20 protein-coding genes, 1 tRNA gene and 3 pseudogenes are annotated in these 12154 nt (G+C 56.7%); 11 read left to right on the top strand and 13 right to left on the bottom strand.

Going from position 1 to position 12154, the window contains the following annotated elements:
* Positions 1-4: 4 nt before the first annotated feature.
* Entirely contained in the window at positions 5-898 is an 894-nt protein-coding gene (locus ACYZTM_RS02450; RefSeq protein ID WP_461986807.1) for a DMT family transporter, read from the bottom strand.
* A 135-nt stretch (positions 899-1033) separates the two neighbouring features.
* Here ACYZTM_RS02450 and ACYZTM_RS02455 point away from each other — a divergent pair, with 135 nt between their 5' ends.
* Entirely contained in the window at positions 1034-1471 is a 438-nt protein-coding gene (locus ACYZTM_RS02455) for an Lrp/AsnC family transcriptional regulator (protein WP_008006559.1), read from the top strand.
* Positions 1472-1528: 57 nt separating this feature from the next.
* Complete coding sequence (locus ACYZTM_RS02460; protein ID WP_131061487.1) at positions 1529-1858, top strand: YceK/YidQ family lipoprotein; 330 nt, start codon at positions 1529-1531, stop codon at positions 1856-1858.
* Positions 1859-1917: 59 nt separating this feature from the next.
* On the opposite strand, the gene ACYZTM_RS02465 is transcribed toward ACYZTM_RS02460, so the two are convergent.
* Positions 1918-2589 (bottom strand): Bax inhibitor-1/YccA family protein, encoded by a 672-nt coding sequence (locus ACYZTM_RS02465; RefSeq protein ID WP_131061486.1) that lies wholly within the window; start codon positions 2587-2589, stop codon positions 1918-1920.
* A 123-nt stretch (positions 2590-2712) separates the two neighbouring features.
* Here ACYZTM_RS02465 and ACYZTM_RS02470 point away from each other — a divergent pair.
* Positions 2713-2800: transfer RNA gene (locus ACYZTM_RS02470), tRNA-Ser, on the top strand.
* Between the two features lie 196 nt (positions 2801-2996).
* Here the strand turns inward: ACYZTM_RS02470 and ACYZTM_RS02475 are convergent.
* Both ACYZTM_RS02475 and ACYZTM_RS02480 read right to left on the bottom strand, forming a co-directional pair.
* A pseudogene (locus tag ACYZTM_RS02475) lies at positions 2997-3373 on the bottom strand (IS21 family transposase); the annotation flags it as partial.
* A gap of 371 nt (positions 3374-3744) precedes the next feature.
* Complete coding sequence (locus ACYZTM_RS02480) at positions 3745-4188, bottom strand: CopD family copper resistance protein (protein WP_461986810.1); 444 nt, start codon at positions 4186-4188, stop codon at positions 3745-3747.
* Positions 4189-4566: 378 nt separating this feature from the next.
* Here ACYZTM_RS02480 and ACYZTM_RS02485 point away from each other — a divergent pair, with 378 nt between their 5' ends.
* From ACYZTM_RS02485 to ACYZTM_RS02505, 5 genes are all read left to right on the top strand, one after another.
* Positions 4567-4872, top strand: a complete 306-nt coding sequence (locus ACYZTM_RS02485) for an acyltransferase family protein (protein ID WP_461986812.1) — start codon at positions 4567-4569, stop codon at positions 4870-4872.
* Positions 4873-5138: 266 nt separating this feature from the next.
* Positions 5139-5474, top strand: coding sequence for a hypothetical protein (locus tag ACYZTM_RS02490; RefSeq protein WP_461986814.1), 336 nt, complete (start codon positions 5139-5141; stop codon positions 5472-5474).
* Between the two features lie 46 nt (positions 5475-5520).
* The gene (locus ACYZTM_RS02495; RefSeq protein WP_256656935.1) at positions 5521-5643 is read left to right on the top strand and encodes an SGNH hydrolase domain-containing protein; all 123 of its coding nucleotides are present in this window, start codon (positions 5521-5523) and stop codon (positions 5641-5643) included.
* A 228-nt stretch (positions 5644-5871) separates the two neighbouring features.
* The gene (locus ACYZTM_RS02500) at positions 5872-6060 is read left to right on the top strand and encodes a hypothetical protein (RefSeq protein ID WP_131060251.1); all 189 of its coding nucleotides are present in this window, start codon (positions 5872-5874) and stop codon (positions 6058-6060) included.
* Positions 6061-6541: 481 nt separating this feature from the next.
* Complete coding sequence (locus tag ACYZTM_RS02505) at positions 6542-6772, top strand: DUF6555 family protein (RefSeq protein WP_131060249.1); 231 nt, start codon at positions 6542-6544, stop codon at positions 6770-6772.
* A 19-nt stretch (positions 6773-6791) separates the two neighbouring features.
* On the opposite strand, the gene ACYZTM_RS02510 is transcribed toward ACYZTM_RS02505, so the two are convergent.
* From ACYZTM_RS02510 to ACYZTM_RS02520, 3 genes are all read right to left on the bottom strand, one after another.
* On the bottom strand, positions 6792-7013 hold the full coding sequence (locus ACYZTM_RS02510) for a hypothetical protein (protein WP_461986817.1): 222 nt from the start codon (positions 7011-7013) through the stop codon (positions 6792-6794).
* A gap of 115 nt (positions 7014-7128) precedes the next feature.
* Positions 7129-7464, bottom strand: coding sequence for a hypothetical protein (locus ACYZTM_RS02515; protein WP_131060247.1), 336 nt, complete (start codon positions 7462-7464; stop codon positions 7129-7131).
* Between the two features lie 72 nt (positions 7465-7536).
* Complete coding sequence (locus ACYZTM_RS02520; RefSeq protein WP_131060246.1) at positions 7537-7743, bottom strand: hypothetical protein; 207 nt, start codon at positions 7741-7743, stop codon at positions 7537-7539.
* Positions 7744-7919: 176 nt separating this feature from the next.
* Here ACYZTM_RS02520 and ACYZTM_RS02525 point away from each other — a divergent pair, with 176 nt between their 5' ends.
* Together ACYZTM_RS02525 and osmE are read left to right on the top strand one after the other, a co-directional pair.
* The gene (locus tag ACYZTM_RS02525; protein WP_131060245.1) at positions 7920-8159 is read left to right on the top strand and encodes a hypothetical protein; all 240 of its coding nucleotides are present in this window, start codon (positions 7920-7922) and stop codon (positions 8157-8159) included.
* A gap of 13 nt (positions 8160-8172) precedes the next feature.
* Positions 8173-8523 (top strand): annotated as a pseudogene (osmE, locus tag ACYZTM_RS02530) (osmotically-inducible lipoprotein OsmE).
* A gap of 18 nt (positions 8524-8541) precedes the next feature.
* Here the strand turns inward: osmE and ACYZTM_RS02535 are convergent.
* Together ACYZTM_RS02535 and ACYZTM_RS02540 are read right to left on the bottom strand one after the other, a co-directional pair.
* Positions 8542-8745: a hypothetical protein gene (locus ACYZTM_RS02535; RefSeq protein WP_461986819.1), complete on the bottom strand. Its 204-nt coding sequence runs from the start codon at positions 8743-8745 to the stop codon at positions 8542-8544.
* Positions 8746-9013: 268 nt separating this feature from the next.
* A complete protein-coding gene (locus tag ACYZTM_RS02540) occupies positions 9014-9208 on the bottom strand; it encodes a DUF2188 domain-containing protein (protein WP_131060243.1) in 195 nt (64 codons plus the stop codon).
* Between the two features lie 149 nt (positions 9209-9357).
* On the opposite strand from ACYZTM_RS02540, the pseudogene ACYZTM_RS02545 reads away from it, so the two are divergent.
* Positions 9358-9498 (top strand): annotated as a pseudogene (locus ACYZTM_RS02545) (NUDIX hydrolase); the annotation flags it as partial.
* A 6-nt stretch (positions 9499-9504) separates the two neighbouring features.
* On the opposite strand, the gene ACYZTM_RS02550 reads toward ACYZTM_RS02545, so the two are convergent.
* The 4 genes from ACYZTM_RS02550 to benC form a co-directional block, all read right to left on the bottom strand.
* The gene (locus ACYZTM_RS02550) at positions 9505-9834 is read right to left on the bottom strand and encodes an alpha/beta hydrolase (RefSeq protein WP_371928416.1); all 330 of its coding nucleotides are present in this window, start codon (positions 9832-9834) and stop codon (positions 9505-9507) included.
* Positions 9812-10156, bottom strand: a complete 345-nt coding sequence (locus ACYZTM_RS02555) for an alpha/beta fold hydrolase (RefSeq protein ID WP_461986822.1) — start codon at positions 10154-10156, stop codon at positions 9812-9814. Before ACYZTM_RS02555 ends, ACYZTM_RS02550 begins: the two co-directional genes overlap by 23 nt.
* A gap of 68 nt (positions 10157-10224) precedes the next feature.
* Positions 10225-10998 carry a 1,6-dihydroxycyclohexa-2,4-diene-1-carboxylate dehydrogenase gene (locus ACYZTM_RS02560; protein WP_461986824.1) on the bottom strand — a complete coding sequence of 258 codons (774 nt, stop codon included), beginning with the start codon at positions 10996-10998 and terminating at the stop codon, positions 10225-10227.
* Between the two features lie 139 nt (positions 10999-11137).
* Positions 11138-12151 carry a benzoate 1,2-dioxygenase electron transfer component BenC gene (gene benC / locus ACYZTM_RS02565; protein WP_461986826.1) on the bottom strand — a complete coding sequence of 338 codons (1014 nt, stop codon included), beginning with the start codon at positions 12149-12151 and terminating at the stop codon, positions 11138-11140.
* Between the last annotated feature and the right edge of the window lie 3 nt (positions 12152-12154).

The raw sequence follows: 12154 nt of genomic DNA on the forward strand, positions 1-12154 counted from the left end.
CCGCTTATTGTGGGACCGCTCGACGAAACTTCAGGCCCCAGCCTTGCTGCATGCCAGCGGCGGCCAGCAGAATTGCGGCAACACCGATCCATTGCAACGGCTCCAGACGATGACCGAAGGCGAACCAGTCGACGAAAATCGCCGCAATCGGGTAGATGAACGACAACGCTCCGGTCAGCGCCGTCGGCAATTTTTGAATCGCGCCGTACAACAGCACATACATCACACCGGTGTGGACGATGCCCAGCGTCACCAAACTGGCCCAGGCACTTGGCGCTTGTGGCAATGCCGAAAAGTGCGCGAACGGCGCGAGCAGCAGCACCCCGGTGCTGACCTGGATCAGGGCAATCAAGTGCGGTGGCGTGCCGGTCAGGTGTTTGATGATCAACGCCGCAATTGCGTACAGAAACGCTGCCCCCAAGGCCAAGCCGATACCCATCAGGTAATCGTTGCCACCCGCGCCCTGCTCGCCATGCGCGCTGACAATGGCCAGCATCCCGAGAAACGAAATGCCCAGCCAGAACAGCTTTTGCAGCGTGATTTTCTCGCCAAGAAACAGCGCCGCCAAACCGACCAGCATGAACGGTTGAACGTTATAGACCGCGGTGCCGATGGCAATCGAGGCACGGGAATAAGAGGCGAACAACAGCACCCAATTGCCGACAATCGCTACACCGCTGAGCACCGCCAGCAGAAACGTGGTGCGGGTCAGAATGCCCGGGCGCAGAAAGCCGAAGGCCGCGCAGATCAACAACAACGTGCCGGCGCCGAACACGCACCGCCAGAACACCACGTCCAGCACCGGTTGTCCGGACACCAGCACGAACCAACCGATGGTCCCGGAGATCAGCATGGCGGCGCTCATTTCGAATGAACCGCGACGTAGTGTGTTGTCCATCATCAGACTCCCGTGATTGAGCCCAGATTATGCCAATCCGCCCAAGGGCTTCTCCAGCGCAAAAAGCAGGCTAAACTCGGTTTTTGCCTTTTTTATCAAGGCGTATTCCGTCAACTGCCTAACAGGGGATTTGCCATGACCGACGACATCGACCAAGTGCTGATCAGCGCATTGATGGAAGACTCACGCCGCTCGCTCAAGGCTTTAGCGCAGATCAGCGGCCTGTCCTCACCCAGCGTTGCCGAACGCCTGCGTCGACTCGAAGAGCGTGGAGTGCTCAAGGGCTACACAGTCGAAATTGACCCCAAGTGCTTCGGCTATCAACTCCAGGCCATCGTGCGGATCCGCCCGCTGCCGGGCCAATTACAGGAAGTCGAGCGGCAGATTCAGGCGATCCCCGAATTTACCGAGTGCGACAAAGTCACCGGCGACGATTGCTTCATTGCGCGCCTGCATGTGCGCTCGATGGAGCAACTGGACACCCTGCTCGACCGCCTCAACAGCCACGCCGAAACCAACACCGCCATCGTCAAGAAGACTCCGGTCAAACGCCGATTGCCACCGATGGCATGAGTGCGGTTTTGATTGGAAGCGCGTAAATTGACAGTTTTCCGGCGAAGGATTGGCGGTATGAAAACTCAGGCAATAGTTCTCGCGGCGCTGATGCTCGCGGGTTGCGGCACGGTACAAACAGTGGTTCGCGGTGACGAAGTGGCGGCGAAGAGTCTCAAGGATCACAAAAGTTACTGCGGCGCAGTGCCCCGTATCTACAGCGGCGTGACCTACGATTTCTGCATGCTCAATGCTCCCCTCGAAAAAGGACGGGATGCGCAGGAGCATGACAATGCTCCGGCCATTGTCCTCATCGACGTGGTCATTTCCGGCGCCCTCGATACCTTGCTCCTGCCCTATACCATCTACCGCCAGCAGGCCGATGGCAGCATTATCATCACGGAATGACGCTGAATTTCAGGCAATAAAAAACCCGCCTAAGCGGGTTTTTTACTCAAGGCTGCCGATTAATCATCGCGGCTCATGATGCCGAGGATCTGCAACAAGCTGATAAACAGGTTGTAGATCGATACATACAGGCTGATGGTCGCCATGATGTAGTTACGCTCGCCGCCATGAATGATGGCGCTGGTCTGGAACAGAATGCAGACCGAGGAGAACAGCACGAAACCTGCGCTGATCGCCAATTGCAGACCGCTGACCTGAAAGAAGAAGCTCGCCAGCGTCGCGCCCAGCAGCACGAAGAAGCCTGCGGTGATGAAACCACCGAGGAAGCTCATGTCCTTGCGGGTGATCAGCACGTAAGCCGACAGACCACCGAACACCAGCGCGGTCATCGCGAAAGCCGAACTGACGACTTCAGCGCCGCCCTGCATGCCCAGGTAGCGGTTGAGGATCGGGCCGAGCAAGAAACCCATGAAACCGGTCAGGGCAAATGCCGACACCAGGCCCCAGGCCGAGTCACGGAGTTTGTTGGTGAGGAAGAAAAGCCCGTAGAAACCGATCAGCACCACGAAAATGTTCGGGTAGCCGACACGCATCTGCTGAGCCACGAACGCCATCACGCCGCTGAATGCGAGGGTGAGAGCGAGCAAGCCGTATGTGTTGCGCAGGACGCGGCTAACCTCTAGCTGCTCAGCCTGCACGCTGTTATTAACTGCGTAATCCTGTTCGCGCATGGCGACACTCCTGTTGGTTTGAAACGTTCAGTCGCAAAGATCATAACAGACGCTCTGTAACAAGCCATGCAGAGAGTTTGACAGTGTGTTTCATTCAGGTATTATGGCGCCCGCAACGCAAACGGAGGTGTGGCCGAGTGGTTTAAGGCAACGGTCTTGAAAACCGTCGACTGTAACAGGTCCATGAGTTCGAATCCCATCGCCTCCGCCATATTTGTACCGACAAAGCCCTGATTATTCAGGGCTTTGTCGTTTCTGGGGTTTGGTGGCTGGATCCCCGGTGATGCAATCGTTTCCGCAACTTTTCGGCCATTTCCGCAACCCTTCACAGAAAAGCACGTCAGAATCTTTCCTGAGAAGCCGCTTCTCAGGTATCCGGCCGATCGCTTAAAACACACATCACCAACCCAATCTCTGACTACTACGCTGTAGCGGTAGGTTGGCTGGTCGGTATGAGCTGCGGTGTATTCCTCCCACAGCAGTTGTAGCGTCACGCCTTTGCGACGTAGTTCGCGGTGCAGGGTGATCACGTCGGGCAACACGCGGTCGCCGCGCGTGTGCACGACTTTGGCGGCCGGAATCAGGGCGGCCCAAGCGCCGCCTCATCCAGTAGAGCCAGCGCGGGCCACTCGATACCGGTGTCGCGCGCCGCCTTGATATACTTGCTGACCACGCCCTTGGACAGTAGCAAGGCGCGGGCGATCTTCTCGTGGGACAAGTCGGCCTCGAACTTGAGGCGCAGGCATTCTTTGATATTACGCATGGCTACTCGCTGCGCCGCCATCCTTCGATTCCCCGAAATGGGACTGAGGGTGGCGGCGCGTCAGGTCATGCGCAACGGAGTGGAGGGTATTTCGCTAACAACGTGACCGGTCATTTCGGTAAGGGCCTGACCGGCTGTTTCGGAACAGGCGGAAATCGGTCACGTTGTTAGCGAAATGAGCGGTCACGCGTTAGCGAAATGGTCGGTCACGATGTACCGAAACGGGCGGTCACGATGGGCCGAAATACGCAGTGGGGAAAAAAATTGAGCATGACGGGTCTCCGAGACTGGCTGCAGACTAACCGTGTCGGGGTCTGGCGACTAATGCACCTTGATTTGTATCAAGCGCGGGCAAAGTGCTGGTTGTACAACAGTCCACCGGTCAAGCCAGGTCACCACGTCAGGTAAAACATGCCCTTGGCCAGCAGTACGATGACGACCATGTGGCAGAACAGGCTGCCATGGATGAAATGCAGGTACCGAGCACTCATCCGGTCAGTTTTGAACAGGTACATGGCGACCAGGAAGTGCATCAGCACGCTGACCGCGACCACGATCTTCAACATCAGTAATGTGCCGAACGAAGAGGCCATTGGTGTGGCAAGGGCCGGCAAATAGCGCAACCAGACCATCTCCGACCCTGCACCGAACAGCACCAGCAAAACCCATGGAATCAGGGTGCGCGCGCGTCGACCGATACCCTGCTCAACCAGCAGCATGACCTTGACGGGCAATTGTTTGCGAATACCTTCAAGGAACAGGACTTCGAAGAAAACCGTGCCGATAAAAATCAGCGCGGCAAACAGATGCAATGTCAGAAACAGCGGATAGAGCATGGGGTTCTCAATCTTGGATCCGATGAACACGATTCACCCACAGCGGATGTCACGAACATCGCTTTCCCCCAGCGTACAGGGCACTCCGATGATTACGGTTGATATCAATCAAGTTCTACCGACAGCCGAGGCTTGATATCCAAACTATCGAATCTCAACAGAATCAACTCGTCCAGGAAGAGCGCCCTGAATCCGCGCAATTATTTCGCATTTCAATTTAGCTCACCGTCAAATTTCCAATTACAAATGATAGGTGAGGTGGGTTGTGTCCAAATCTTGACAGTGGTCGTCATGGCTCGGACGTCCGACAGATAGCAACAGCGTTAGGGATGGTCAGGCACATGGCAAGTACCGTTCGGACATCGATGGGCTGGGGCTGTGGCGGTTATCGCGGTACTTTTGCATCACCTCAACGCCAGCCTGCTGCCAGGGGGGTTCGTTGGCGTTGACATCTTCTTTGTCATCTCCGGCTTTTTGATCACCTCCCAGGTTTATTCCGAGATCAAGCGCAACGCTTTTTCGCTGAAGGGTTTTTATCAGCGGCGCATCAATCGCATTGTTCCTGCCTTGGTGACGGTATTGCTGGCCACTGTGATCGCAACGGGGCGACGTGGCACTTTTCCCGGGTCTTCGCCCGTCGATTCGCCGTTCCGGCATTGGGCCTGGCCGCGTTGGCGGTGCTGAACCTGCAATTCAACGGGTTTGCGCAACGTTTCAGCCCTGATGTTGCGCAACTCGAAGCGATGACCCTGCAAAAGCCGAGCGAGATTCGCAGGGGGCACCAAGTCACCAATGCTCTCCACGGCACTGCACCTAATGACGCGTGTCGTCTGGGGGTCAAAAAGAAGGGCTGGACGGCATCATGATCGGCGATTCGTTTGCCAATCACTTCACCGGCATGGTCGATCTTCTGGCCAAACCCAACAACCTCTCGGATCATGGACTACACCATGGACTCGTGCCCGCCGATCCTCGGGTACACCGTCGACATGTCCGCGGTCTATGCCGCCCATTGTGCACAACGCAACGAGCGGGCGTTCAGCCTGATCGAGCAGAACCATTACCGCTATGTGGTGCTGGCGGCGATCTGTTCCAGGGACGCGATTGCCAAAGACATGGTCGAGGCGAGTATCAAGCGGGTGGTGGCGCACAGCGAAGAGGTCATCGTCATCTTGAGGAATCAGCACATCGAAAAAGCCGCAAGTTGCCCGATCCGCCACTTGATGGTTCGGTACCGACCACGATTGCTCGGTTACCCAAACCCCCAAGGCGCCCTATTAGGCTGATATTCGCGAGAAGTACCCGCAGGTGCACTTTATCGATCCCAATCAGGTGATATGTCCGACAGGCGTGTGCAGCCCGATTAGCAAGGGCCAACTGTTGTACCTGGATGATTCGCACTTGAATGAAGTGGGATCACGTTTTATCAGCCGCACATTACTGGACCGAGGCTAATCGTTGCTGCACGACCCGGTGGCTACCCCACGTACGGCCGGGTCGAAGTTTGATGCCACCGTTCACCTGTAGGGCAGGTTCGGGAACGTCGACTTCTGGTGAACCGCCACGCGTAAACAGGCGCACCATTGCAGTGCAATTTATTGGCGTAAATCCATTTCCTCGACTAGGGTTTCTACCGAATCGAATGGCGCGGATTCTGTCGCGGGCGCCTGATCAGGAGGATAGATGACATCCATTTTTAAAGCCGAGAAAATCTATCGCACCTACTCCAACCCTATCCTGATGGAACTCAAGGAGAGAGAGCACCAGCTGGACGCTGAAAACCGCCAGGCACTTCAGAATGTCCTGGTAGAAAGGAGGCTGTTAGACACTGGCAACCCTTCTGGCAACGAGCGACGCCGACCAACTTCCTGACGGCGTCCACCAGCGCCTTTTTTGGCAAACCCCGCCTGTTCATCAGATACTTCAAGCGCGCCCTTTGCGGTGGTGGCCAGTAGCCGCTACCCATTAAGGTGAATTCGGAAGGAGTACGCGAAGATGATTTCAAGATTCGTTGTCGTCCCTGCAATTCCCACGGAAACGGGATCAACGCGCAACGGAACGCGCTTCTACTGCAAAACCGCCCCCATAGGGTTCAACCTCTACGACAATGAAGAAAAGCGAAGGCTCCCAACGACCTACCCGACACGAGTAGAAGCCGAAAAAGAGTGCTCGCAGCTCAATACTGAATGCCTCCAATCATGCTTGCTGAGCCCCCCTGCGTGAACGCGCCATGAGCGCGCGCATGACGACTGAATGAAAAACGTCGCGTTTTGCTGAAGCTGATAAAAGTCCGAAAACAGAGGGAACTGGCACTACGCCATCAATGTCGTAGTGGCAGCACCTGGAGATTCGGATGACCCGCCCTCGATATTTTCAAATCACATATGGCTTCAACAAGACTCGGCATATTTTTATTCAACCCGACTCCCACATGACTGAGGCAGACGCTTGGTACTACGCCTGCCTCCATTCGGGGATCGGGCTTTCGTATGGAGACAATCACGATCAACAAAATTTCGATGCGCTGCGTAGCCATGCGCAGGAATTTGGCTTGATACAGGTTAGTTGGGAGGAGTTACCGTAAATGCCGGCGTGCGGTCAACCTAGGTGCCGCCGCCAACGCCCTCTATCGCTTTTGAAAAGGCAATGCCGGCTTCCTGCACCAACTTGCGCCATTCCACGTCGTTGATCAGCCCGGTACGCTCCATCTCATCAGCCGCCTTAAGCAACTCGTCGTACTGTTCTTCACAATCCATGCGAATTTCAGGCTCGTTGAGGAGCCTGTACCAGGCAGCCAGTGCTTCTTCTTTTTGATCATCATTCATCGCCAAACTCCCAAGAACAGTTTCACTTGGAAGTTTTCCAGCGAACAAGCGTTCCTCGGTTCCGACATACGGCGCTTACATACGAAGTTCACACGAAGTTCACACGAAGTGAGTTTTACAAGCAGCTGCGAACCGCTTTACGCATTGCGTCCGACTTGGCCCACGGCGGCCCTTGATACAGCGAAACCCGACTGCCGTCCTTGTATTTCACGATGTCCAGAATCTCGTCAGCCGTAATGATGCTTGGCGCGTTGATCCGGTAGCCATTGGAAATCGCGGTCTGAGTCGTTCTGGAGACTTCCTGCTGCCATAGCGGCAACAGACACGCGGCGTATTCTTTGGGCGTCTTGTTACTGTACTTGCTGACGTTAGGCTCACCTGGAACCAGGGATGCCGGCAACGAACAACCTGCCAGCATCGCCATCGCTACTCCCCCAATCAACATCCGCATGACGCTTCCTTATCCTGAAAAACGGGAAATGTAGCGCGTAGCGGTCCAGACATCCATCTATTGAATCACCCTTCAGGGGGTTGGTTTGTGATCACCGTGGTCTGCATTCAAATACCTCATCCATCGTTTATGGGCTTCATGCTGCCATTGATTGACCCGCTCCCACTCCGGACCGTTTAACTGATGAGCCGAAATCAGATTCATCATCTCCGTGGTTGCTGCGTTCAGATCAACAATCAGCTCTTTCGCATGGAATCTGAAATCATCAGTACTGGTCATTGAAGTTGCCTCGCCCTAGCGAAAATTCGCCACCTCAGTACGACATCACGCCGGTTCGTTCGGGCTTATCCTCCCGACAAGCGGCGTACCTTCCATCCATTGAGCCTCCGTTGAACAAACGCCCCGCCCGCTAATCGGGACTACGCTTTGTTGAGGGGTATTTGCAGGAGGTCATCATGTGGCTTAACGAAGATGAAAATGAACTTCGACGTGACCTGCAAGGCGTTGCGTCGGACTTGAGGTGGTCGGCAGTGGAACTCTTGCGCATCGCAGAGCAACTACGCCAGGCCGGTAATGATGTGGATGCGCAAGCTGCCCTGAAATTGTGCGACCTGTTTCAAGGCGATGAACAGCGACTGGCGGGCTATGCCGAAGAAGTGAAAGCCAAGGTCATCAGTCGGACGAAAGCTCACTAACGGGAGCGATGTCATGAACAAGCCTCTATTCGCGCTGGTCGTCGTGCTCGGCGACGGGTGGCTGCAGCACTGATTCGCACGTTTATCGCGACCAGCCGCTGGTCGCAAAGTCGAGACCGGCATGAGCAAGGATCAGGTTCAGCAGATTGGCGGTCAGCCTTTATCCATAACGGAGCGCACGGTGGTGCCTGGCAGTTGCTTTGACTACAAGCTGACACAGACCGGGCAACAGAAGCCGTACAGCATCAGCTTCGATGACAGGGGCAAGGTCGAACACAAAAGCTTCATGAACTGCGCGCAATGGAGCCACGCGCAACAGAAAGCCAGGGAGCCCTCTCGCAGTGCGAGCGGTGGAGGTTATTAACCTGGTTGGCGTACCGGGCTAGCTGGAAACTGGCTTATTACAGGTGTTCCGCCATTTATCCGCGAACGTATTGATTGCCTTGCTCTTGAGTTCTGAAGAATCGAGGACGGGCTGGTTGTACGCTTCGTTGATCAGCATTTCACCTAACGCGTCGTGATCAGGATTACCCGACTTCCCCGCCAGCAAACTTTCTTTCGATTCGCCATTCTGCCGAGACTGCATGATCGATCCGGCCAATGTACGGAAAACATCGCAGACCATTTGATTAGTGTGGATTTCGCCTGGCGCCTGGCGCCTGGGTTTGAGCCTGACTTACGCCAGCAAAACAAAGAGCAGACCACACTGCCAGCGCAGTCCAGCGACTTTCAACATGAGTTCATCCTTGGATTGAAAGCGGGCACCCTATCACCCGAATGTCGCGCTTAGAATCCTCCTGGCCGTGGTTTTACGACAAAAAAAGCCCCGGCATTCCAGGGCTTCAAGCTCACGCTCATTCTGATTTCCGACTTCGAGTCGATCGACCCGCTTTGTAGCCAGGCAGCGCAGCCGCGTAGGCCAGTGCTTCCTCTCTGCTGGCAAAGGCACCGAGCCGGTCGCCTTTGGTGCAAACCCGCCAAGGGCCGTTGTTTACGCTGAGTACGTCATAACCGTTCATGTGCATTTTGTTAAGCATCGGAACGCTCATATTCACCTCCTTTTCGGCAGTGATAAGCCACGATTGACTTGGCTACCTTACACCCGACCTTTGCTCAAGTGCCGACCAGACGTCGCGCCAGGTTTCGACATTCCTTTGCACTTTCTGTCGCCCCCCTTACTCCAACCCTTGAAACAGCGGCTTCGGTGCTCAACTCGGACGAGGCTTGGCCACAAAATGAAATTTTCGATTGCATGCGGTATCCGCTGGACGCGGTCCAGAACCTGAACACAAGCGACGCCACGCTCAAGATTGTCAGGACCTTTCAGCGCCGCCTGTAATGGTGTCTAGGCTAACGCGGTCGCGGCCTTGTCGATAAACGCCGCAATCTCGGCCGGCATCGAGGCCAGCGAAGCATGGCTGGCGTTCAAGGTCAGTACTTCCCTGGCGTTCAGTCGCCCGGCCATCCATTGCTGATATTGCGGCGCGATCATGCGGTCATCGCTGGACACCTGATACCACGACGGCTTGGTCTTCCACGCCACCATTTTAATGGTGTCACCGAAAGTACTGGCCAGGGGCGCTTTCTGGGTGAGGCCCATGACCAAGCCTTCGGTCGCGGGCAGATCCTGACAGAAACTTTCGTGGTAGAGCTCAGGTTTGACCCACAAATACATCGCTGTCGGGTGCCAGGTTGGCCGCCGCCACGGGAGGATGCCGCTGAGTGATGCGGCCGGGACTTTCACTGGCGTCCGGGGCGAATGCGGCGATGTACACCAGCCCCACGACATTCGGTTGATCGTCGGCCTCGGTGATCACCGCGCCGCCATAGGAATGCCCACCCGCAATACCTGCCCCGGCACCTGAGCGACCATCTTGCGCGTGCGCTCGGCATCGTCGGCCAGTGACGTCAGCGGTATCTCGACCGCGCGGATCTTCGTGTAGCCCTTGGTCAACAGTTCGGCGATGACTTTGTTCCAGTGGGCGGCACCGCCCCAAAAACCATGGACCAGCACAATCGTGGGTTTGTCGCTCATATGTTTGCAGGTTGTTTTTAATGAGTCGCGTCAGCCCTGGTCGCCGCCGCCCACCGGCATGATCATGCCGGTGATGTACGACGCTTCGTCGCTGGCCAGAAACAGAATAGCGCCTGCCTGCTCATCCAGCGTGCCGTAGCGTTTCATCAAACTGCTGTCGAGCGTCTGGTCGACAATTTGTTGGTACCAGACCTTTTCTTCGGCGCTTTGCTCTGTGCTGTTACGCGGGATGACCCGCGGCGGTGCTTCGGTACCACCGGGTGCGGTGGCATTGACCCGAACCCCGCGACCGGCGGTTTCAAACGCCAGACAAGCGGTCAGCGCATTGACGCCGCCCTTCGCGGCGCCGTACGGCACGCGATTGATGCTGCGAGTGGCGATGGACGAGACGTTGACGATAGCGCCGCTGCCTTGTTCAAGCATGTACGGCAGCGCGGCATGGCAGCACCATAGCGTCGGAAACAGCGAACGACGGACTTCGGCTTCAATCTGCTGCTCTTCGTAGTGCTCGAAAGGCTTGGCCCAGATCGTACCGCCCACGTTGTTGACCAGCACATCCAGACGCCCAAAGCGCTCGACGGCAGCGCGCATCACGCGGCTGCATTCGCTGTATTGCTCAAGGTCGGCGGTCAGCGCGAGCACCTGGCTGCCCTGCCCCAATTGTTGCTGCACCTCGAACACCAGATCCGAGCGATCGACCAGAATCAGCCGCGCACCCTCGGCGGCCATACGCTCCGCCACACGCCGGCCGATGCCTTGCGCCGCGCCAGTGATCAGCGCGACTTTTTCGTGAAATATGTTCATGTATACCTCGTGACGAATATCGCTTTCGCGGTGAGTCGCTTTTCGTAGGAGCCAAGCTTGCTGGCGAAGGCGCACTCAAGGACGCCTTCGCCGGCAAGCCTGGCTCCTACAGGAAACGTGAGTCACTGCTGACAAATGCTCAAGCCGCGCTGGCGGCGAATTTCTCGTAGTAGAAGTTCGTCGGCGCGACGCCTTGTTCGCGGATGAACTGACTGACCGCTTCGACCATCGGCGGCGGGCCGCACAGGTAGACGTCGACGTCGCCATCGTTCAAATGCCGTGGCTCGATGTGCTGGGTCACGTAGCCCTTGAGCGGGTGCTGGCTGTCGGGGTTGGCGACGCAGGCACTGAAGCTGAAATTCGGGATTCGCGCGGCCAACGCTTCGAGCCGGTCCAGTTCCACCAAATCGAAATCGTTGGTCACGCCGTAGATCAAATGCAGCGGATGCTCACTGCCCTGCTCGGCGATTTTTTCCAGCATCGCGGTGAACGGCGCCAGGCCCGTACCGCCGGCCAGCAGCAACAACGGCCGGCGGATGTCGCGCAGGTAAAAACTGCCCAACGGCCCGGCCAGGCTCATGCTGTCGCCGGCCTTGGCCATGCCGGTGAGGAAGCTGCTCATCAAGCCGCCGGGAACGTTGCGGATCAGGAAACTGACCTCGCCGTCACGCTGCAGCGAGCTGAAGGAATAAGCACGGGTCTGCTCGCTGCCGGGAATTGCGAGGTTCACATACTGGCCTGGCAGGAACGCCAGTTTGCTCAGCGCCTCGCCCTTGATCGACAGCGCAATGGTGCTGTCGGACAGCTGCCGCACGGCGCTGATGGTGGCGTCGTAACTGGCCTGCTGCGTACGGCAGACTTGCGATGAGGTCGGCACCCGCACCACGCAATCGCTCTGGGCGCGCATCTGGCAGGTCAGGACAAAACCCTGTTCGGCTTCGTCCGCCGTGAGCGCGTCTTCGATGTATTCCTCGCCCAAGTCATAACGACCGGCCTCGGCGAAACACTTGCAGGTGCCGCAGGCGCCGTCGCGGCAATCCAGCGGAATGTTGATGCCTTGGCGATACGCGGCATCGGCCACGGTTTCGCCCACATTGGCGTCAATGAACCGAGTGACGCCGTCTTCGAAATTGAATGCAATGGAATGAGTCATGAC

The organism is Pseudomonas sp. MDT2-39-1 (assembly GCF_054898085.1).